This is a genomic window from Paraburkholderia sp. RL17-368-BIF-A, assembly GCF_046054045.1.
Lineage (GTDB): Bacteria > Pseudomonadota > Gammaproteobacteria > Burkholderiales > Burkholderiaceae > Paraburkholderia > Paraburkholderia graminis.
Genome location: NZ_JARESN010000006.1, coordinates 317,318 through 337,664 on the forward strand (window position 1 = coordinate 317,318; position 20,347 = coordinate 337,664).

At 63.1% G+C, this 20,347-nt stretch carries 16 protein-coding genes and 1 riboswitch; of the genes, 4 read left to right on the forward strand and 12 right to left on the reverse strand.

Annotated elements, in window-relative coordinates; genetic code table 11:
* Window positions 1-328: 328 nt before the first annotated feature.
* From P0D87_RS13605 to P0D87_RS13615, 3 genes are all read left to right on the forward strand, one after another.
* On the forward strand, window positions 329-1,384 hold the full coding sequence (locus P0D87_RS13605) for a LacI family DNA-binding transcriptional regulator (protein ID WP_171800545.1): 1,056 nt from the start codon (window positions 329-331) through the stop codon (window positions 1,382-1,384).
* A gap of 158 nt (window positions 1,385-1,542) precedes the next feature.
* Window positions 1,543-3,327 (forward strand): IlvD/Edd family dehydratase, encoded by a 1,785-nt coding sequence (locus tag P0D87_RS13610; protein ID WP_053860551.1) that lies wholly within the window; start codon window positions 1,543-1,545, stop codon window positions 3,325-3,327.
* A 76-nt stretch (window positions 3,328-3,403) separates the two neighbouring features.
* Window positions 3,404-4,582: a fumarylacetoacetate hydrolase family protein gene (locus tag P0D87_RS13615; RefSeq protein WP_053860552.1), complete on the forward strand. Its 1,179-nt coding sequence runs from the start codon at window positions 3,404-3,406 to the stop codon at window positions 4,580-4,582.
* Window positions 4,583-4,587: 5 nt separating this feature from the next.
* On the opposite strand, the gene atzF is transcribed toward P0D87_RS13615, so the two are convergent.
* The 7 genes from atzF to P0D87_RS13650 all read right to left on the reverse strand — a co-directional run bounded on the left by atzF (window position 4,588) and on the right by P0D87_RS13650 (window position 14,284).
* The gene (gene atzF / locus P0D87_RS13620; RefSeq protein ID WP_171800544.1) at window positions 4,588-6,393 is read right to left on the reverse strand and encodes an allophanate hydrolase; all 1,806 of its coding nucleotides are present in this window, start codon (window positions 6,391-6,393) and stop codon (window positions 4,588-4,590) included.
* Between the two features lie 20 nt (window positions 6,394-6,413).
* Window positions 6,414-10,016, reverse strand: coding sequence for an urea carboxylase (uca, locus tag P0D87_RS13625; RefSeq protein ID WP_053860554.1), 3,603 nt, complete (start codon window positions 10,014-10,016; stop codon window positions 6,414-6,416).
* A gap of 184 nt (window positions 10,017-10,200) precedes the next feature.
* Window positions 10,201-10,842 (reverse strand): urea amidolyase associated protein UAAP2, encoded by a 642-nt coding sequence (locus P0D87_RS13630; RefSeq protein ID WP_006050353.1) that lies wholly within the window; start codon window positions 10,840-10,842, stop codon window positions 10,201-10,203.
* A gap of 15 nt (window positions 10,843-10,857) precedes the next feature.
* Window positions 10,858-11,562: an urea amidolyase associated protein UAAP1 gene (locus P0D87_RS13635; RefSeq protein WP_006050352.1), complete on the reverse strand. Its 705-nt coding sequence runs from the start codon at window positions 11,560-11,562 to the stop codon at window positions 10,858-10,860.
* Window positions 11,563-11,577: 15 nt separating this feature from the next.
* The gene (locus P0D87_RS13640; RefSeq protein WP_006050351.1) at window positions 11,578-12,369 is read right to left on the reverse strand and encodes an ABC transporter ATP-binding protein; all 792 of its coding nucleotides are present in this window, start codon (window positions 12,367-12,369) and stop codon (window positions 11,578-11,580) included.
* Window positions 12,366-13,178 (reverse strand): ABC transporter permease, encoded by an 813-nt coding sequence (locus tag P0D87_RS13645; RefSeq protein WP_006050350.1) that lies wholly within the window; start codon window positions 13,176-13,178, stop codon window positions 12,366-12,368. Before P0D87_RS13645 ends, P0D87_RS13640 begins: the two co-directional genes overlap by 4 nt.
* A 35-nt stretch (window positions 13,179-13,213) precedes the next feature.
* Complete coding sequence (locus P0D87_RS13650) at window positions 13,214-14,284, reverse strand: putative urea ABC transporter substrate-binding protein (RefSeq protein WP_006050349.1); 1,071 nt, start codon at window positions 14,282-14,284, stop codon at window positions 13,214-13,216.
* Between the two features lie 59 nt (window positions 14,285-14,343).
* Window positions 14,344-14,443, reverse strand: a riboswitch (guanidine-I (ykkC/yxkD leader).
* A gap of 298 nt (window positions 14,444-14,741) precedes the next feature.
* On the opposite strand from P0D87_RS13650, the gene P0D87_RS13655 reads away from it, so the two are divergent.
* The gene (locus P0D87_RS13655; protein ID WP_044021358.1) at window positions 14,742-15,200 is read left to right on the forward strand and encodes an MEKHLA domain-containing protein; all 459 of its coding nucleotides are present in this window, start codon (window positions 14,742-14,744) and stop codon (window positions 15,198-15,200) included.
* 42 nt (window positions 15,201-15,242) lie between these two features.
* Here the strand turns inward: P0D87_RS13655 and P0D87_RS13660 are convergent, their stop codons facing one another.
* From P0D87_RS13660 to P0D87_RS13680, 5 genes are all read right to left on the reverse strand, one after another.
* Window positions 15,243-16,190: a TauD/TfdA dioxygenase family protein gene (locus tag P0D87_RS13660; protein WP_053860555.1), complete on the reverse strand. Its 948-nt coding sequence runs from the start codon at window positions 16,188-16,190 to the stop codon at window positions 15,243-15,245.
* 31 nt (window positions 16,191-16,221) lie between these two features.
* On the reverse strand, window positions 16,222-17,598 hold the full coding sequence (locus tag P0D87_RS13665; protein WP_053860556.1) for an LLM class flavin-dependent oxidoreductase: 1,377 nt from the start codon (window positions 17,596-17,598) through the stop codon (window positions 16,222-16,224).
* A gap of 45 nt (window positions 17,599-17,643) precedes the next feature.
* The gene (locus P0D87_RS13670) at window positions 17,644-18,486 is read right to left on the reverse strand and encodes an ABC transporter ATP-binding protein (RefSeq protein ID WP_408636850.1); all 843 of its coding nucleotides are present in this window, start codon (window positions 18,484-18,486) and stop codon (window positions 17,644-17,646) included.
* A gap of 37 nt (window positions 18,487-18,523) precedes the next feature.
* Window positions 18,524-19,414: an ABC transporter permease gene (locus tag P0D87_RS13675; RefSeq protein ID WP_082367219.1), complete on the reverse strand. Its 891-nt coding sequence runs from the start codon at window positions 19,412-19,414 to the stop codon at window positions 18,524-18,526.
* Between the two features lie 63 nt (window positions 19,415-19,477).
* Window positions 19,478-20,341, reverse strand: a complete 864-nt coding sequence (locus P0D87_RS13680) for an ABC transporter permease (protein ID WP_053860558.1) — start codon at window positions 20,339-20,341, stop codon at window positions 19,478-19,480.
* Window positions 20,342-20,347: the final 6 nt, after the last annotated feature.

Here is a 20,347-nt window from a genome sequence, read left to right on the forward strand (position 1 = left end):
CTCGAACGGTCCCGTTAAAGCGGAGACCGCTTTCAGCATCTCGTTGTCATGCACCGATACGTCGTGCCGCTCATACATGCTCGCCGTGCGCTGCTATTTATGTTACCGATAACATATCGGGGCGAAACGTTGCCGGCGGCGAAAATGTTATCGGTAACGAAGGTAGCACGATGCGGCCCAAAACGGCAAGCCAGGGGAATCTACTTAGGCGCCCCGTACCGAGTGTCGTATCATGCTCAGTCGCTGCCAGCCGGTGCTGCCGTATTCCGCCGACTCGCGCATTCAGGCAACATTCGAACAACATTCAGGCAACCCAACCCCGAGACCGATGGGCACTACCCGCATCAACGACCGTGTCGTCAGCGACCCGCAAGCGAGTCCGCCTCGCATGTCCGACGTTGCGCGCATCGCGGGCGTTTCGAAGATGACGGTGTCGCGCGTACTCGCCGGGCACAGCGTCGCGCCGGCAACCCGCGAGCGCGTGCAGCAGGCAATCGACAAACTCGGCTACGTGGCCGACGCCGCGGCAGGCGCGCTGTCGTCCGGCAGGTCGGAGTTTGTCGCGGTACTGGTGCCGTCTCTGGCGAGTTCCAACTTCTCGGATACCGTGCGCGGACTATCGGCCACACTCGAACCACACGGCTTGCAACTCCTGATAGGCGACACCGACTACGACCTCGTTCGCGAAGAGCGGCTGGTTCGCTCGATGCTCCGATACCAGCCTCGCTGTATCGCGCTGACGGGTTCGCAGCACACTGAAGGCACACGGCAACTGCTCGAGCGCTCGCGCATACCCGTCGTCGAAATGTGGGACTTGCCGGCCAATCCGATCGATATGGCAGTGGGCTTTTCGAACGCCCGCGCAGCGCGCGAGATGGTCCGATATCTGAAGGAGCGTGGTTACCGGAAGATAGGTTTTTTGGCCGGCGCCAGCGACCTCGATCGACGCGGTCTCGAGCGCCTGAAGGGCTATCAGCAGGAGATGAAAGCGCAAGGTCTCGGCGAGCCTCGCGTGATCCGCTTCGGCGAATCGCCTATTACGATGAGCCACGGCGCTCCGGCGCTCGACGCGCTTCTCGAACAGTGGCCCGACACCGACGCCGTCATGTGCGTGAGCGACATGTCGGCGTTCGGCGCGATCATGCAATGCCACCGCCGCGGGCTCAGCGTTCCCACGGACATTGCAGTGGCGGGCTTCGGCAATTTCGAAGTTGCCGTCTGCTGTCATCCGACCATTACCACGGTCTCCGTCGACGCCTATGGCATCGGCTCACGCACCGGCAAGCTACTGCTGTCGTCGCTCGGTTCGGTCACCGCACAAGCGGTGCCGCAGCGCCGCAAATTAACCATCGATTACACCGTCATTGCACGCGAAAGCGCGTAGCCTTTTCTGCTGCACGATGCCCGCGCAGCGTGATAACATCCAAAAATGTTACCGATAACAACGCCTGCGAAAAATATCGCGACGAAGCCAGAGGCAAGCGGCAATCACGGCGATAGTGGCTACCATATCGTCAAGACATCGAACGAGGAGTACAAGCGATGACTCAACTCAATTCAAGGCGGTTGCGCAGCCAGGAATGGTTCGACGACCCCGCCAATGCGGACATGACCGCGCTTTACGTTGAGCGCTTCATGAACTATGGCCTCACGCGCGAGGAGTTGCAGTCGGGCCGGCCGATCATCGGTATTGCGCAGACAGGCAGTGATCTCGCGCCCTGCAACCGTCACCACATCGAACTCGCGGCGCGCACGAAGGCGGGCATTCGGGATGCCGGCGGCATTCCGATGGAGTTTCCGGTTCACCCGCTCGCGGAACAGAGCCGCCGTCCCACGGCGGCGCTCGACCGCAATCTCGCGTATCTGGGTCTGGTGGAAATCCTGCACGGCTTCCCGCTGGATGGCGTCGTGCTGACGACGGGCTGCGACAAGACCACGCCGGCTTGCCTGATGGCGGCCGCAACGGTCGATATGCCGGCCATCGTGTTGTCGGGCGGCCCGATGCTCGACGGCTGGCATCACGGCAAACGGGTAGGGTCGGGAACGGTCATCTGGCACGCGCGCAATCTGCTCGCGGCGGGCGAGATCGACTACGAAGGCTTCATGGAACTGACCACCGCCTCGTCGCCGTCCATTGGTCATTGCAATACGATGGGCACGGCGTTGTCGATGAACAGTCTCGCCGAGGCGCTCGGCATGTCGCTGCCTGGCTGCGCGAGCATCCCGGCAGCGTACAGGGAGCGAGGGCAGATGGCGTATGCGACCGGCAAGCGTATCGTCGACCTCGTGCGGGACGACGTACGGCCGTCGAAGATCATGACGAAGGCCGCATTCGAGAACGCGATTGTCGTGGCGTCGGCGCTGGGCGCGTCGAGTAATTGTCCGCCGCACCTGATCGCGATTGCCCGTCATATGGGTATCGAACTGAGTCTGGACGACTGGCAGCGCGTCGGCGAAAACGTGCCGCTTATCGTCAATTGCATGCCCGCCGGCGAGTATCTCGGCGAGAGCTTCCATCGCGCGGGCGGCGTTCCGGCAGTGCTTCGCGAGTTGGACCGCGCTGGCCTCGTGCATCGTGAGTGCTTGACCGTGTCGGGCGAGTTCGTTGGTGCTGTCGCCGATCGTGCAGCCGAACCGGACCGTGAGGTCATCAAGAGCACGGACGAGCCGCTCAAGCATGGCGCTGGTTTTATCGTGCTGTCGGGCAACTTCTTCGACAGCGCGATCATGAAGATGTCGGTCGTCGGCGATGCTTTCCGCAATACCTATCTGAGCGAGCCCGGTGCGGAAAACACCTTCGAAGCAAGGGCAATCGTGTTCGAGGGACCCGAGGATTACCATGCGCGCATCAACGACCCGTCGCTCGAGATCGACCAGCACTGCATTCTCGTTATCCGCGGCGCGGGCACCGTGGGTTATCCGGGCAGCGCCGAGGTCGTCAACATGGCGCCTCCCGCCGCGCTCGTGCGCCAGGGCATAACGTCTCTTCCGACGATGGGCGACGGCCGGCAAAGCGGAACCTCGGCAAGCCCTTCGATCCTCAACATGTCGCCCGAGGCGGCCGTGGGCGGCGGACTCTCTCTGCTGCAAACAGGCGACCGCGTGCGTGTCGACCTGAACGCGCGTTCGGTGAACGTGCTGGTCGATGACGAAGAGCTTGCACGCCGCCGCGAGACAGTCAGCATCTCGATTCCGCCGGCACAGACCCCGTGGCAAGAGCTATATCGGCAAACCGTCGGCCAGTTGTCCACGGGCGGATGCCTCGAGCCCGCGACGCTCTATCTGAAAGTGATCGAGGAGCGCGGCAACCCGCGGCATTCCCACTAAACTATCGGCACTGACTTCAATCGGCGATACGTTGCGCCGACATGATCTGCCAACATACACGGAGACAATCGCTACCATGACTTCACAATTCGCTACCAACTATCTGCCGCACGATGTCGAGCGGGCGCTGCTTGTCGGCCGCGTCTGGCGCAAAACCGCGACGTATGAAGGGCCGTCGGTGGTCGTGGTCCGCAACGGCGAAGTGCTGGATATAACCGCGAGCGCGCCCACCACGGCCGATCTGTTCGATCGTGAAGACGTCGTTCAGTTTGCGCGGACGGTTGCGGGTGAAGCGCTCGGCTCTGTTCAGACACTGGTGGAAGCGAACCTGGGCGCTGTGCAGGAACACGCACCGCGGCTGCTTGCGCCCAACGACGTGCAGGCGATCAAGGCATGCGGCGTCACGTTCGCGGTGAGCCTCATCGAGCGCGTGATTGAAGAGCAGGCGGGCGGAGACGCCAGCAAAGCGCAAGAAGTGCGGCAAACCATCGCCGCGACTATCGGAACCGACTTGTCGAAAATCAAGCCGGGTTCGGAAGCAGCGATGAAGCTCAAGGCGGAACTCGAACGACGCGGCGCATGGTCGCAGTACATGGAAGTCGGAATTGGTCCGGATGCCGAAGTATTTTCGAAATCGCAGCCGATGTCCGCAGTAGGTTTCGGTGCAGACGTCGGATTGCTGGCTGCGTCGAACTGGAACAACCCGGAGCCGGAGATCGTTCTTGCGGTCAACAGCCGCGGAGAAATTGTCGGCGCGACTTTAGGGAACGACGTCAACCTGCGCGACATTGAAGGCCGCTCGGCGCTGCTGCTGGGCAAATGCAAGGACAACAACGCGTCCTGTTCGATCGGTCCTTTCGTGCGTCTGTTCGACGAATCGTTCCATCTCGACTCGATCCGCGCGACAAGCGTTGCCCTGCGCGTGGAAGGGTCGGACGATGGCTTTGTCCTCGAGGGCGTGAGCCACATGAGCGAGATCAGTCGCGACCCCGAGGATCTCGTCGCGCAGACGTGGGGACGCCATCACCAGTATCCCGATGGTTTCATGCTGTTCCTCGGCACGATGTTTTCGCCTATCAAGGACCGCGACACGAAGGGCGGCGGCTTCACGCATCACCTTGGCGACAAGGTGACCATCTCGACGCCGGAACTCGGTGCGCTAATCAACACCGTGCGCCTGAGTACCGAGGTCGCCCCGTGGACTTTCGGGGTGCGCGCGCTGTATCGCAACCTGGCGTCGCGGGGCGTGCTTTAAGCGCATTATTTGCGCTCGCTGGCAAGCCATGCTCGCCAGCCGCCGAACTCGCTGATGTCGACCCCGGACTCCACGCCATACGGCTCGCACACAAAGCCCGTGACCCACGTGCCGTCCGCGAGTTCGACTTTGCCGAGCCCAAGCGGAGACGGGATGGTTGCGATGAACGAGCCCAGTTCCAGGCTCGGCATCTCCCATACTTCGACGGCGATCGCGGCGCCTCCATCGGGCACTCGCCACATGCCGGGCCGCCTCGTGCCGTCCGGCGTGGCGGCCAGTGCGGATAAGCGGTAGTGCGGAGCGGTTTGCGTCGCTTCCACCAGGCGCGCGCCACGACGAAGCAGATCGCGATTGAGCGGCAGGCCCTGCATGTGAGCGCCGCATACCGCGACGCGTATGCGGTCGTTGGCTGCTGCTCGCCCGTTGCTCGCATCAGGCGCATTGCCTCCCACGCATTCGACTCCGCTCATTCGCTGTAACGTGTCCGCCACGCTCAGCAGATACTGATCCGTGAACGCGCGACCGAACACGGTCACGCCCCACGGCAAGCCATTTTTCATGAATGCGGTCGGCGTCGCCACCGCTGCATAGTCGAGCAGATTCATGAAGTTCGTGTAGTAGCCGAGCAGCGAGTTGGGTCCGATCGGGTCGCGCTCCAGTTCCGCTAACGTGACCGGACGCGGATAGGTCGGCGTGAGAACGAAGTCCACGGATTCAAGCGCGGCGTCGCACGTGACCTTCAGCGCTTGCAGACGATATTGCGCGCGAAAAAGCTCGACCGCGGTAGCACCGGGCGCTTTCGCCAGCACATCGCGAATCACCGGTAACACAGCGTCTTCATTAGCCTCGATCAACTCTCCCGCGACGGTGTAGCGCTCCGCGACCCACGGCCCTTGATAAAGCAGATTCGCCGCTTCGACGAACGGCGCGAAGTCGATTTCGACGGCTTCGCCACCCGCGGCTTCGAGCATCGCGCGGGCCTTCGCGAACAGCGCCGGGCTTTCGGCGCAGCCCGCGAATTCGAGCTTCGACGGCACGCCGAACCGGAAGCGAGTCAGTTTGCCGAACGCGCGCGCGTCGTTCCATTGCGGATTTCTGCGGCTGTATGCGTCGCGAGGATCGGCGTGCGCGGTGAGCGCGAGCAGTTCGCTGGCTTCGCGCGCGGTCGCCGTGAAGTAGGTCACGCAATCGAGCGTGCGGCAAGCCGGCACGACGCCGGCTGTCGATAGCAGACCCTTGGTCGCCTTGAGCCCGACGAGATTGTTCAGGCCCGCCGGCACGCGGCCGGAGCCGGCTGTGTCGGTGCCGAGCGCGAAGCTCGCGACACCGAGCGCGACGGCCAGCGACGAGCCCGCGCTCGATCCACCCGACGGATAGTCCGGATGCACGCTGTTGCGGCACTTGCCGTACGGCGAACGCGTGCCGTTCAGGCCGGTAGCGAACTGGTCGAGATTGGTCTTGCCGAGCGGCACGGCGCCGAGCGCGATCAACTGCGCGACGAGCGTGGCCGACTCGGCGGGCGTATAGGCGAAAGCAGGGCACGCTGCGGTAGTCGGAATACCGGCGAGATCGATGTTGTCCTTGATCGCGAACGGAATGCCGTAGAGCGGCAATGACTCGACATCCTGAGTATCGAGCCACTCCAGATACGGCGCGATCTCCGCCTCGCTCAGAAGGTGGATGAACAGATGAAACTCCGGATTCAGCGCAGCGGCTTTTTCCAGCAGTTCGCCGATCAGCTTGCGCGGCGTCATCGTCCCGTTAAGGTAAGCGGCGCGCAGCGTGGAGAGGCGCAAATCGAATGAAGACATGGATAATTTTCCAGGAAGGTTTAAAGGCGTTCGATTACCGCGACGCGTTGCCCCGCCCGCACCGCGGAGCCGGGCGCCACATAAATCTCGCCGACAGTCCCCGCGCACGGCGCGCACACGGAGATCTCCATCTTCATCGACTCGATGACGAGCAGCACGTCGCCGGCCTCAACCGTATCGCCGGAATTCACGCGCACTTGCCAGAGGCTGCCCGCGATCTCGCTGTCCACGGCGATGTCGCCGTCTTTGAGCGGCGCGAGTTCCGCATCGTCAGCGACAGGCGGCTCGAAACTTTCCTCCGCCGATCCCGCTTCGCGCCACCGTTCGCGCTCGGCCTGAAACGCCGCTTGCTGACGCACGCGGAATTGCTCGATGCCGGCCGATTCGCGCGTGAGAAACGTTTGATAATCCGCCAGCGACAGTTCGGTCTCTTCGATCTTCAGCGGATAACGCCCCAGCGGAAAGTCCGCGCGGATACGCTGCAATTCGTCGGCAGTGACTTCGTAGAAACGGATCTGATCGAAAAAGCGCAGCAGATACGGGCGCCCCGCGAAATCGGCAACGTCGCGATAGCGATTCCACATCTGCAACGTGCGGCCGACGAACTGATAGCCGCCAGGCCCTTCCATACCATACACGCAGAGATACGCGCCGCCGATGCCCACCGAGTTCTCGGCCGTCCACGTGCGCGCCGGGTTGTACTTGGTCGTCACCAGCCGATGACGCGGATCGAGCGGCGTCGCGACCGGCGCGCCGAGATAGACATCGCCGAGCCCCATCACAAGATAACTCGCATCGAAGACGATCTGCTTCACGGCGTCGATCGAATCGAGGTCGTTGATGCGGCGGATAAACTCCAGATTGCTCGGACACCAGGGCGCGTCCTTGCGCACCGTCGTCATGTATTTGTCGATGGCGAGCCGGCATGCGGGATCGTCCCAGGACAGCGGAAGATGCACGATGCGTGACGGCGCGCGCAAGTCCTTCTGCAACAGAACATGCTGCCATGCACGCTCGACGATCGCGAGCAACTGCGGCAAGGGCAAGCGTTCAGGTTGATAGTGAATCTGCAGCGAGCGGATGCCGGGCGTCAGATCGATCACGCCGGGCAATGCCATCGCTTCGAGTGACTGCATCAACGCGTGACCGCGAAAACGCAATACGAGGTCGAGTTCGGCGGGACCGATTTCGAGCAGCAGATGCGTGTCGCCAGACACGCGCGCGACAAGCCGTTCGCGATCCGCGCCAGTATCGAGAACGACCGGCGATACGAGCGGTGCTGCGTTCGCGATAGCAACCGGCTTCGCATCGAATTCGAGCGTCTGCAATTCACGCAGACGTTGTTGTGCCGCCTCGCGCGCTTCATCGATTCGAACGGGTGCGAAGCGCACTTTGTCACCGGCTTTCAACTGGCCGATTTGCCACAAGTCCGCCTCGATGATCGTCACCGGACAAACGAAGCCGCCAAGACTCGGACCATCGGGACCGAGAATCACGGGCATGTCGCCGGTGAAATCGACGGCGCCCACCGCATACGGATTATCGTGAATGTTCGACGGATGCAACCCGGCCTCGCCGCCGTCCTCGCGCGCCCACTCGGGCTTCGGTCCGATCAGACGCACGCCGGTACGGCTCGAATTGAAATGAATTTCCCATTCGGTGTCGAAGAACCGTTCCATATAACGCGGCGTGAAATACTCCGGCGCGCCATGCGGACCATAAATCACGCGCAGCGTCCGCACGGTTTCCAGCTTCGGAACATTGGCAAGCGCAACGCCCGCACTGTCGTCGCAGAGTGCGTGAAGATGCAGCACGTCGCCCGCCCGCAACGCTCGCCCGCCATGTCCGCCGAACTGGCCGAGCGTGAACGTGCTGCGGCTGCCGAGATACATCGCGACATCGAAGCCGCCGCGCACGCACAGATACGCGCGTGCGCCGGCGCCGCGGATCGTGCCGAGCGCGAGCGTCGAACCGGCGCGAACAAACAGCGTCGTGTTCAACGGCTGCTCGATGTCGTCGAGCGATACGGACAGATGCGCGCCCGTCACCGCCACGACGGCATCCGTGTTGAAGCGCAACGTCGGTCCGCTCATGGTGATTTCGAGCGCGGCTGCGTCTGCCGCATTGCCGAGCAGCCGGTTGCCGAGCCGCAGCGCGCGGTCATCCATCGGACCCGAAGGCGGAATGCCGACTGCCCAATAGCCAAGACGTCCCGGATGATCCTGCACGGTCGTCTGCGTGCCGCCGCTCACGACTTCGACGGTGGTCGCGCGATAGTGAAGGCCTTCGAGGCAGCGCGTCCAAGGTTCGCCCGACGCAAACGGCTGATCGTCGAGAATCTGCCGGAGATAGTCGCGATTCGTTTCTACTCCGTAGATGCGCGTGTTCTGCAATGCCTGACCGAGCGCGCGTCGTGCCTCGTCGCGCGTCGGCGACCACGCGATCACCTTCGCCAGCATCGGATCGAAGTAGGGTGGTACTTCGCAACCCGCTTCGATCCATGTATCGATGCGCAGCGCGCGACCGTCGGCGGTTGGAAACGCGACGTCGGTCAATAAGCCGGGGCTCGGCTTGAAATCGCGGCCTGGGTCCTCCGCATAAAGACGCGCCTGAATAGCGTGTCCTTGCGGCTTCAGTCCTGCTGCGAGTTCTTGCAGCGGCGCGAGCGTGCCCGCAGCGAGTTCGATCATCCAGCGTACGAGATCGACGCCCCAGACCTGTTCGGTCACGCCATGCTCGACTTGCAGGCGCGTGTTCACTTCGAGAAAGTAGAAGCGCTGCGCGGCGCTGTCGTAGACGAATTCGACCGTACCGGCCGAGCGATAACTCACCGCTTTAGCGAGCTTCACCGCAGCGTCGCACAATGCGGCCGGCATGCCGTCCGGCAAACACGGGGCAGGCGTTTCCTCGAGTACTTTCTGGTTGCGCCGCTGCACCGAGCAATCGCGCACGCCGAGCGCAATCGCATCGCCGTGCCCGTCGCCGAAGACCTGCACTTCGAGATGCCGCGCCCGCTCGATATACTTTTCGAGGAACACGCCGGCGTCGCTGAAATTGTTCTGGCCGAGCCGTTTGACCACGTCGAAATGCGCGGTCAGTTCGTCGACGTTCCAGCACACCCGCATGCCGATACCACCGCCGCCCGCCGTGCTTTTCAGCATCACCGGATAGCCGATCGATGCCGCTGCATCGAGCGCCGCCGCAAGATCGTCGAGCAGGCCCGTGCCTTCGAGCATCGGCACGCCTTGTTCCGCCGCGATCGCGCGAGCCGTGTGCTTCAGGCCGAATGCCCGCAGTTGCGCGGGCGTCGGTCCGATAAACGCAATGCCTGCCGCTTCGCACGCTTCGCCGAAGCTCGCGTTCTCCGACAGGAAACCATAGCCCGGATGAATCGCCTGAACGTTCTCGCGGCGAGCGATCTCGAGAATCTTTTGCACATCGAGGTAGGTCGCCGCTGCTGGTCCGTCGCCGAGACCATGCGCAATAGGCGCCTCGCTCACATGACGGCTCGCGCGATCCGCTTCGGCATAAACCGCGACACCCGTTACTTGAAGTTCGCGCAGCGTTCTAAGGATGCGGCACGCAATCGCGCCGCGATTCGCGATCAGGATTTTCTCGAACATGAAGGGAGCTTGATTCGTGGGCGGGCCGTCCCGCCACGTGGGAATGCATGCCGCGGTCGTCCGCGGCAGAGACCGGCTTCAAAGAGGCTTTATCGATCCGCTTGAGTCAGTTGCTCGCGCGTGCAGCGACAGCATCGTCCCGAGCGAACCAGCATGACGTAGTAAAGCCAGTGGCGAACACGCGTCAGTTCCATATCAGCAGCTCCGCGGGAGTCGGGTTGTAGGCGTTGCACGGATTGTTCAACTGCGGGCAGTTGGAGATCAGCACGATCACGTCCATTTCCGCGCGCAATTCGACGTACTTGCCCGGCGCCGAAATGCCGTCCTCGAATGTGAGGCCGCCTTCGGACGTGACCGGAACGTTCATGAAGAAGTTGATGTTCGCGCCGATGTCCTGCTTCGATAAACGTCCGTCGTGCGCGCACGCGCGCAGGTAGTTATCGCGGCAGCTATGCATGTAGCGCTTTTCGAGCGCGTAACGCACGGTGTTGCTTTCCTGTGCGCACGCTCCGCCGAGCGTGTCGTGACGGCCGCACGTATCGGCGACGATCGTCAGCAGCGGATTGCCGAGGTTCGAATACAGCACGGTGCCGGTCGTCAGATAAAGGCTTTTCTGCCGACGCAGCGTGCGTTGCGGATCGAAGCGCTCGCGCGGATCGGCGAGGCTGTAGAACAGCGTATCGACGGCCTGATTGCCTTCCAGATCGAGAATGCGCAGCGTCTGCCCGGCTTTGAGTTCGTGAAGCCACGGCTCGCCGGCCGCGAGTGTCTCGCGAAAGACCGCGTGTTCGGGGCGTTTATCGCTGACGGTCAGCGTCGTTGTCATGGTGTCGCGCTCCGCTCAAAGAAAGAAACGATCCGTATTAATGAAGCCGCGCACGTTTTCCTCGCAGGCGGTTCGGCAGATTTCGGCAACACCCGGCTCGGCGCGGCTCAACTCGAGCTTGACCGGCTTCGGTGCGTATTCCGGATTCGGGTCGAGCGGATGCTGGATCGCGGTGAGCACGACGAGCGTGTTCATCGGCGCGTAAAGATCGACGTAGTCGCCGGCCTTCGAATTGCCCGCTACGAAGTCGAGCGCGCCCGCATCCGTCACGTCGACGCGGCTGAACAGATTGAGCGTCATCAGCAGGTCCTGAATGCCGAGTCCCCACTTGCCCATTTCGACGAGCAGGTTGTCGGCGCCGTTTCGATAGAACGCATTGCGTCGTTCCTGATAGCGGCCCACACCGTAGCGTTCCTGCACTTCGTCCGCATTCGATACGCCGCCGATGCTGTCATGCCAGCCGCACGTATCCGCCACGATGGCGGCGAGCACGCGGCCCATATCGGAGTACAGACAATGGCCGGCCGTGAGCTTCGCCGTGTGCTGGCACTTCAGCGTATCGGGCAGGTTGAGCCGTTCGCTTTTCTCCGTTGCATTGAACAGCAGCACGCTGACGTTCGCGCCGCCGCGCAGGTCGGTCACGCGCAACGACTGGCCGCGCTTGACGATCAGCGATGCATGCCCGCCGCCGGGAACGGTTTCTTCGAGTAGCAGATCCATGTGTTGAGATTCCTGTCAGGCTGAGACCGCTTCGACACGCGATGCACCTTCCACCACGGCCTGAGCCATATGGAGGGACGAGGCCGAATCGCGGCTGTGGTCGAGCGGAATGTTGTAGGTGATGCGCGCGCCGTAGGCACCGGGCGCCTGCGGATCGACGCGAACCTTGTCGAATACCAGCACGCGGCTGCCGAGCGTGAAGCCTTCCTTCAGATCGTGCGTGACCATGAAGACGGTGAGCTTCGATTCGCGCCACAGGCTCAGCAGCAAGTCATGCATGTCCTTGCGGATGCCGGGATCGAGCGCGCCGAACGGTTCATCGAGCAGCAACACGCGCGGCTTCATCATCAGCGCCTGCGCGATCGCGAGGCGCTGCTGCATGCCGCCCGACAGTTGCTGCGGATACTTGTCCAACGCCGCGCCGAGGCCGACGCGGTCGAGCATCGCCGCGGCCTCGTCACGCGCGGCACGCCGTTGCGCGCCGAACAGCCGGCCGGTGAATGTCGCGCGCGGCAGCTCGAGCCCAAGCATCACGTTGCGAAGCACCGTGAGGTGATCGAATACCGAATAGCGCTGAAACACCACGCCGCGATGCGCGTCGGGCTCTGCGGGCAACGGTTGACCGTCGAGCAGAATGTCGCCGCGCGTCGCGCGCTCCTGGCCGAGCAGAAGCCGCAGGAACGTCGACTTGCCGCAACCCGACGCGCCGACCAGCGAACAGAACTCGCCCGCTTCGATACGCAGGTTCAATCGTTCGAGCACGACCTGATCGCCGTATTCCTTCCACACGTTGCGGACTTCGATCATCGTGCGCCTCCGAACCAGGGAAACGACCACTGCGTCACGCGGCGCAGGCACTCGTCGATCAGCCACGCGAGCAGCGTGATCCACGCGACGTAAGGCAGGATCAGGTCCATCGCGAGGTAGCGGCGCACGAGGAAAATGCGGTAGCCGAGGCCGTCGGTCGACGCGATCGCTTCCGCCGCGATCAGAAAAAGCCACGCCGCACCGAGCGACAGACGGATCGCCACCAGCAGACGCGGCAGCAACTGCGGCAGCACGAGACGCAGAATCAACGTCCAGCTATTGGCGCCGAGCGTTTGCGCCTTGACCCACAATTCGGCCGGAATTTCGCGGGCGCGCGAATGCAGATCGCGAATGATCATCGGCGTAATGCCGACCACGATCAGCACCACCTTCGACAACTCGTCGAGCCCGAACACGATGAACAGAATCGGCAGCACGGCGAGCGGCGGGATCATCGAAACGACCGTGATGAACGGCGAAAACGTCGCGCTGACGAGCGGAAACGAGCCGGTCGCGATGGCGGCTGCCAGTGCAATCACGGCACTCACCAGGAGGCCGATACCGAGCCGCCGCAAGCTCGAAACCGTGTCGGCCCACAGCAGGTATTCGCCCGTGCGTTTGTCTTCGGTGAAAGCGGCTTGCTTGATGGCTTCGCTCATCTGCGTCGCGGCGGGCAGCAGCTTGTCGTCGGGATTGACTGCAAGCCGCATCGACGACCCCGTGAAATACACCGCAATCAGCACGATGAACGGCATCACCAGCAGCATGAGGCCGCCGCTTCGGCTGGGATGTCGATTGATGAGTCGCATGAATGGCCGCCTTGTCGAATGCGTGAATGTCTCGCTCAGAGCTTGCCGGCCGCGGCCATTTCGACGTAGGTCGGATCGAAGCGCAGCTTCACGTTGCTCTTGTTGCCGATCACGACGCCTTTGTCGAACGCCATGCCGACCACGTCCGCGCTTTTCGCATCCTGGCCGAGCAGGCCATGATCGAACGAAAATCTGGCGACGCGCGTCATGATCTTCGGCATCTCCGGGCTGGTGACGAAATCGAGTGCGGCTTTCGGCGTGTAGAAGAGGGCGGTGGTGGACAGTTGACCCTTGAAGCCCGCGAGGTCGGTGCCCGAAGCCTTGGCCATTGCGGTGAGCGCGGCGCTGCTGTCAGCGTTGTTCGCGTGCATCAGCGCGACCATTTCAAACCATGCGCCTGTCAGCGCTTTGCCGAGTGCGGGGTTGTCGTGCAGCGTCTTCGTGTTGACGACCATCATGTCCATGATTTCGCCGGGGATCTTGCTCGAGTCGAAGACTTCGGTGACGTTCGGCTGCGCCTTCAGGTCCGCGAGCATCGGGTTCCACGTCACCGTGTTCTGCACGGCAGGCGTTGCGAATGCGCCGGAGATGTCGGCGTCGGACGTGTTCACCACCTTGAGGTCGCGCTCGCTCATATGCGCGCTTTCGAGCGCACGTGCCAGCAGGTAGTGCGAGACGGAGAACTGCACGAGGTTGATCTGCTTGCCCTTCAGGTCGGCGATCTGCTTGCCCTTGCCCTTGATGAGCACGCCATCGTTGCCGTTCGAGTAGTCGCTGACGATCAGCGCCGTCGAGTCCACGCCGCCCGAGGCCGGAATGGTCAGCGCATCCATGTTGGTCATCGCGCAGCCGTCGAACTTGCCGGCGGTGTACTGGTTGATGGATTCGACGTAGTCGTTCAGTTGCACGACATCGACATTGATGCCGTACTTCTTGGCCCACTTGGAGACGATGCCCTGAGTCTTCGCCTGGCCCCACGGCATCCAGCCGGCGTAGATGGTCCAGCAAACCTTGAAGTCGGTGCGGCCCGCGGCGGAGGCGGACGTGGAAGCGAAAGCGGCGAGGGAGACGGCGGCGATGCCGAGAAAGCGTACGAGCTTGCGCATGAGGTTGACCTCGGAAGGGACGGTTAGCGACGGCAGGGAGCAGCGCAAAACATCGCGTTCTCTCCCGGGCTTTTGTCCCGCCGTGTAACCTCGCCTGAGGTCGACAGCTCTCGGACCAGCGCCTGCGTGAAGCAGGCCGGAACCCTAGCCGTCCATTTCCAGATTGTGTTGAACCGGATGAGGCGCCGGCTCCTTGCGCTCCTTTTAGAGCGAGAAGCGTGCCACGCGGAAATCGCCGTATCTGGCGATGTCACAGTGCGTTTGCGCCCCGTTCCGGTGATTGCGCGCACCGGCGCATGCCGGAATCGCACCGCATGCGTGCACTGATGGTGTGGGCTTGATGATGAGTTTCAATTGCCGAGCGGGGCGCTCGCCGGCATGACGGACGTGACGGGCATGCTGTATCGTAGACGCCTTTCATTGCCCAGAGACCCCGATCTCCGTAACGATGCCCTGGATGACCCCACTCCACCGCGATCCCGCTTTCTACCAGCTTCTCAGCGATAGTTACACCCGCTTGCTCGGCGTCCCGCTGGTGCCGCAGCCCATGTCTGCCGCCGACGCCGCCGAATGGCTTTACGAGCACGCGCCGTTCGCCGTGCTTGCGCACAACACCGATCCCGATCCGGTCTTTATCTATGGCAACAAGGCGGCGCAGCGCCGCTTCGAATATAGCTGGGACGAAATCACCAGGCTGCCGTCCCGGCTCTCGGCAGAAGCCCCGAATCGCGAGGAGCGGCAGCAGTTCCTTGCACGCGTGGAGCGGCTCGGTTATGAAGCGGGCTACAAGGGCGTGCGCGTGACACAGTCAGGCCGGCGCTTCATGATCGAGGAAGCCACGCTGTGGCAGCTTCTCGATGAGCAAGGCAAACTGCATGGCCAGGCGGTCGTGATTCCGCGCACGCGCGACCTCTGAGCGCATCGTCTTGCCTCGCGTCGCCTCGGCTCGGCATCGCACTCAGTTCAACGCGACCGCGGCCGCGGCGCTCACCGGCGAGCCTTCAATCGCCACCGAAGGCGTACCGTCCGGCCCGACCGGCACATCGCCGACCAGCGTCGTGCGATACAACTGCCGGTCGAACTCGAGATCGAAAATATCGGTGGGCGCGAGGTGAGCCGTCGCGCGGTTGTCCCAGAAGGCGACGCTGCCTGCTTCCCATTTGAAACGCACGGTGAACTCCGGCCGCGTCACATGTTCCCAGAGCAGTTCGAGCAGCGCCTGGCTTTCGCGCGGCGTCACGCCGACGATCGACTTCAGGAAGCTCGGGCTCACATAGAGCGCGCGCTCGCCGGTTTCCGGATGCACTCTCACGAGCGGATGCTTGGTCACGAGAATGCGTTGCTCGACGGCTTTGACGAATGCTTCCGTTCCGCTTGCGCCGGCGGGCGGCGCAAAGCGGTGAAGGCCGCGCAGACCGTCGACGAACGCGCGCAACGGCGCGGAGAGCTTCTGATAGGCGGCGACCAGATTGGTCCATTGCGTGTCGCCGCCATACGGCGGAATCGTCACGCCGCGCAGGATCGACGCCCAAGGCGGATTGACGGCGGCCGTCACGTCGGTGTGCCAGCCAGTCCACGGACGCAGCAGCGTTTGCCCTTCGAAACGCGTTGCCTGGCGATACTTCGAGATCGAGTAGATTTCCGCATGACCGTCGACGTGGCCGAACACGGGATGCCCCACCGTCAGCTCGCCGAACTGCGCGGAGAAAGCGATGTGCTGCTCGTGCGTCAGAAACTGCTCGCGAAAGAACACGACGCGCCATTTAAGAAGCGCCGCACGAATCTCCGCGACTTGCCGCGCATCGAGTTTTTGCGTGAGATCGACACCATGAATTTCCGCGCCGATGTGCGCGGAAAGCGGGTTCACCTGAATCGACTGCGTGTCCTGCAATGCGGCTGCGCTCATGCGAGGCTCCTGGAAAAGAGAACAGGTTGCGTCAATATCCCGCGACCGCGGGCACCTGTTTTGTGAGGTTGGTATAGCGGTTTGCAGGCCGCGGCAGTCCGAGGTTCTCGCGCAGCGTGCGCCCCTCGTATTCGGTGCGGAAAAGTCCACGCCGTTGCAGTTCGGGCACGACGTGTTCGGCGAACTCCGTCAGGCCGCCCGGCAACCACGGCGACATGATGTTGAAGCCGTCGGCGCCTTCTTCCTCGAACCATTGCTGCAACTGATCCGCGATGCTTTGCGGCGTGCCGACCACCTGCTGGTGTCCGCGTGCGCCGGCAATGCGCAGATAGAGATCGCGGATCGTCAGGTTCTCGCGCCGCGCGAGATCGAACAGCAGTCGTTGACGGCTCTTGCCGCCGTTCGTTTCGGGCAGCTCGGGCAGGGGGCCGTCGACGGGATACTGCGACAGGTCCACGCCGCCCGACATGTTCGACAACAGCGATAGCCCGACGGTCGGATGAATCAGGTCCTGCAGCGCGGCAAATTTCGCGTCGGCCTCTTCCTGCGTGCGGCCGACGATCGGAAAAATGCCCGGCATGATCTTCAGATGATCCGGCGCGCGGCCATACTTCGCGAGGCGGCCTTTGATGTCGCGATAGAACGACTGCGCTTCCTCGAGCGTCTGATGCGCGACGAAGATCACCTCGGCGGTTTGTGCGGCGAGTTCGCGCCCGGCTTCCGATGCGCCGGCCTGCACGACGACCGGCCATCCTTGCGGCGAACGCGCGACGTTCAACGGTCCACGCACCTTGAAGTGCTTGCCCGCGTGACCGAGCACGTGCAGTTTGTCGGGGTCGAAATAGACGCCGCTTTCCTTGTCGCGGACAAACGCGTCGTCTTCCCAGCTATCCCACAGGCCGGCCACCACGTCGTAGAACTCGCGCGCGCGCTCATAGCGGACGGCGTGATCCGGATGGCGCTCGAAACTGAAATTGAGCGCCTCCGATTCGGTGCTCGATGTGACGAGGTTCCAGCCCGAGCGCCCGCCGCTCAGATGATCGAGCGACGCGAATTTTCGGGCGACGTTATACGGCTCGTTAAACGTGGTGGAGACCGTGGCGATCAGGCCGATGTTTTTCGTCACGACCGAAAGCGCGGAGAGCAACGTCAACGGTTCGAAATGATCGGCGCGCGCGGTGCGCGATAGCGACGGCAGATTCGTGTCGCGCACGCTCACGCTGTCGGCGAAAAACACCGCGTCGAATTTTGCGCGCTCGGCGATCCGTGCGAGTTCCGCATAGTGTGCGAAGTCGAGGCCGCCGCCCGCGTGCGCATCCGGATGCCGCCATGCGGCGATATGGTGGCCCGTCTCCATCAGGAACGCGCCCAGTTTGATTTGCCGCTTGTGGCGATTTTCACCGCTCATCGTGATCTCCGAAAATGATCCAGGTGTGTGGGAATGCCGCGAGCGTCACCACGCGAGCCGCCATTCGGTGATCGGCGGATTGACTATCGGAATGCGCGTGCCGCCGTGCGGCGTATCGTCCTCGTGCCCGGCGAAATCGGCCAGCACTTCCTCGCGCAAACGAATGAAGCGGGGATCGTTGCGGTCGCGCGGACGAGGCAGCGCGACATCCACGATCCGTTTGATCCGGCCCGGCCGCGGCGCCATCGTGACGACCCGATCGCCGAGATAAAGCGCTTCGTCCACGTCGTGCGTGACAAGAATCATCGTGATGCGTTCGTGTTCCCAGATGCGTTGCAACTCGTCTTGCAAACGGCCGCGCGTGAGCGCGTCGAGCGCACTGAACGGCTCGTCGAGCAGAAGCACGCGTGGCCGGTTCACGAGGCCGCGCGCGATCGCCACACGCTGCGCCATGCCGCCCGACAACTGATGCGGATACGCATGCTCGAAACCGTTCAGGCCGACGAGCGCGATGTGCTGCGCGACCGCATCGCGCTTCTGTTTCGCCGATAGCGGCGCATTGCGCAACGCGGCCAGAACGTTTTGCGACGCCGTGAGCCACGGAAACAGTCGATGATCCTGAAACACGATGCCGCGCTCGAGCGACGTGTCGCGCACCTTGTCTCCGGCGACGACAATCTCGCCGTTGTAATCGGTATCGAGTCCCGCGATCAACCGCAGCAACGTCGATTTACCGCAACCGCTCGATCCGAGCACGCTGACGAATTCGCCGGGGCGTACCCGCAGGTTGATGTCGTCGAGCACCGCGAGCGGCGTACCGTCTTGCCGCGCATAGCGCTTGCTGACGTGGAGAATGTCGATGCTGTCGGAAAGCGTGGAAGACGTCATGTGCGGCCCTCGGTGTGCAATGCAATGTGTGGCGTGTTCATCGGGCGGCCGCCTCCGAACGGCGCGCAAACATCGCCCGTTCGACCGCGCGCGCCAATGCGTTCAGCGCCCAGCCGGTCACGCCGACCACGACCACGCCGAACAGCACCAGATCCATGCGGAACTGCTCGCTGCCGTCGATCAGCGTATTGCCGATTCCGCTGCCTGCCACGAGCAGATATTCCGCGCCCAGCGTCGCGAGCCACGAATAGATCAGCGCGAGATAGAGGCCCGTGAAAATCGACGGCAGCGCGGCCGGCAGAATGACTGCGCGGATCAGTTGCCAGCGCGAATAGCGAAAAGCGCGCGCGACTTCGATGTACGCGCGCGGCACCGCATGAATGCCGTCACACGTATGCGCGGCGACGGGCAGCAACGCTGCGAGCGAGAGGAACACGACCTTCGCTGCATCGCCGAGACCGAACCACACGGAAATCAACGGAATCCACGCGAACAGCGAAATCTGTTTGAACGTGTCGAAGCTCGGGCCGATCATGCGCGTGGCGAGCCGCGAGAAGCCGAGCGCGCTGCCGAGCAGCAGGCCGCCTAGCGTGCCGATCACGAAGCCGCTTGCTTCACGCGCGAGCGACGCGGAAAGCGCCTTGAACAGCGCGCCGCTGACGATTTGCTGCGAGGCGGTGGCCAGCACCTGCGCGGGGCTGACGAGCAAGCCGCTCTTGACGACGTGCGCTTCGGAGATCGCCCACCAGATTGCAATGGCCGCAATCGGCAAGACGGCGCCGCGCCAGTCGACGCGTGCGATCAGTGGCTTGCGTGGTCGCGCGGCGCGTGCGAAGGCGGCGGGCACGTTATTGCCGCAGTCGCACGACAACGTCTTCGTCGACTGCTTCGATGCTTCGGTGGACCGCTTAAAGACAGCAAGACTCATCGTGAATACCTCATGGGCGATGCGACGCGATGCGGCCCGGCAATGGGTCGTCGCTACTCGTCATTACTCGCGAAACGCCGACGGTTGACCGCGCCGCAAGCGCGCTTCGAGTGCGCCGAGCGAACGATTCATTGCGTAACCGATAGCGCCGACTACGACCACCGACGCCATCACCAGATCGAGCTGAAACAGTTGCCGGCCATAGACGATCAGATAGCCGAGCCCTTCCGAAGACGCGACCAGTTCGACCACCACCAGTGCGAGCCAGGCTTTGGTGAACGCGAGCCGTACGCCTGTCGCGAGCGTGGGCACGGCGGCGGGCACGACCAGATAGACGATCCGTTGCCAGCGTTTGTACGCAAAGACACGCGCGACTTCATCGAGCGATGCGGGCGTCTGGCGAAACCCTTGCAGCGTGCTCAACGTCACCGGAACGAGCGCGGCATGCGCGATCAGAATGTATTTGAGCGGCTCGCCGACGCCGACGAGCAGCAGCAGAAACGGCAGCCAGCCGAGCACCGGAATCTGCACGAGCGCATTGAAGCTCGGCAGCACATACGCTTCGAAAGTGCGGGACAGGCCGAGCGCCGCGCCGAGCGCGAAGCCGAGCAGCGTGCCCGCAGCGAAGCCGACCAGCACACGTTGCAGACTGATCAACGTATTGCTTGCGAGATCGCCGCTTCTCGCCAGTTCGACGAAGGTGTCGAACACGCGCTCGGGCGGCGGCAAGATCTGCGGTGCGATCCAGCCGCGCTCGCAACCCGTCGCCCATAAGGCGAGCAGCACGGCGGGCAACACCCAGGGCGCGAGGCGCCAGGCAAGCGCGCGCAGCCGCGCATTGCGACGTGGCGACGCCGCGGGCAACTCGCGCGCCGCTGCGTCGTGGCCGAAGCGTTCGTTGCCGGCATCAAGTGCGGTTTCGCTCATCGTGAT

Excerpts from the sequence above, each read along its gene's own strand:
- P0D87_RS13610 (WP_053860551.1), top strand. The coding sequence starts at position 1,543 with ATGACTCAACTCAATTCAAGGCGGTTGCGCAGCCAGGAATGGTTCGAC.
- P0D87_RS13630 (WP_006050353.1), bottom strand. The coding sequence starts at position 10,842 with ATGACAACGACGCTGACCGTCAGCGATAAACGCCCCGAACACGCGGTC.
- P0D87_RS13665 (WP_053860556.1), bottom strand. The coding sequence starts at position 17,598 with ATGAGCGGTGAAAATCGCCACAAGCGGCAAATCAAACTGGGCGCGTTC.
- atzF (WP_171800544.1), bottom strand. The coding sequence starts at position 6,393 with ATGTCTTCATTCGATTTGCGCCTCTCCACGCTGCGCGCCGCTTACCTT.
- P0D87_RS13605 (WP_171800545.1), top strand. The coding sequence starts at position 329 with ATGGGCACTACCCGCATCAACGACCGTGTCGTCAGCGACCCGCAAGCG.
- uca (WP_053860554.1), bottom strand. The coding sequence starts at position 10,016 with ATGTTCGAGAAAATCCTGATCGCGAATCGCGGCGCGATTGCGTGCCGC.
- P0D87_RS13670 (WP_408636850.1), bottom strand. The coding sequence starts at position 18,486 with ATGACGTCTTCCACGCTTTCCGACAGCATCGACATTCTCCACGTCAGC.
- P0D87_RS13650 (WP_006050349.1), bottom strand. The coding sequence starts at position 14,284 with ATGCGCAAGCTCGTACGCTTTCTCGGCATCGCCGCCGTCTCCCTCGCC.
- P0D87_RS13655 (WP_044021358.1), top strand. The coding sequence starts at position 14,742 with ATGACCCCACTCCACCGCGATCCCGCTTTCTACCAGCTTCTCAGCGAT.
- P0D87_RS13645 (WP_006050350.1), bottom strand. The coding sequence starts at position 13,178 with ATGCGACTCATCAATCGACATCCCAGCCGAAGCGGCGGCCTCATGCTG.
- P0D87_RS13640 (WP_006050351.1), bottom strand. The coding sequence starts at position 12,369 with ATGATCGAAGTCCGCAACGTGTGGAAGGAATACGGCGATCAGGTCGTG.
- P0D87_RS13635 (WP_006050352.1), bottom strand. The coding sequence starts at position 11,562 with ATGGATCTGCTACTCGAAGAAACCGTTCCCGGCGGCGGGCATGCATCG.
- P0D87_RS13615 (WP_053860552.1), top strand. The coding sequence starts at position 3,404 with ATGACTTCACAATTCGCTACCAACTATCTGCCGCACGATGTCGAGCGG.
- P0D87_RS13680 (WP_053860558.1), bottom strand. The coding sequence starts at position 20,341 with ATGAGCGAAACCGCACTTGATGCCGGCAACGAACGCTTCGGCCACGAC.
- P0D87_RS13675 (WP_082367219.1), bottom strand. The coding sequence starts at position 19,414 with ATGAGTCTTGCTGTCTTTAAGCGGTCCACCGAAGCATCGAAGCAGTCG.
- P0D87_RS13660 (WP_053860555.1), bottom strand. The coding sequence starts at position 16,190 with ATGAGCGCAGCCGCATTGCAGGACACGCAGTCGATTCAGGTGAACCCG.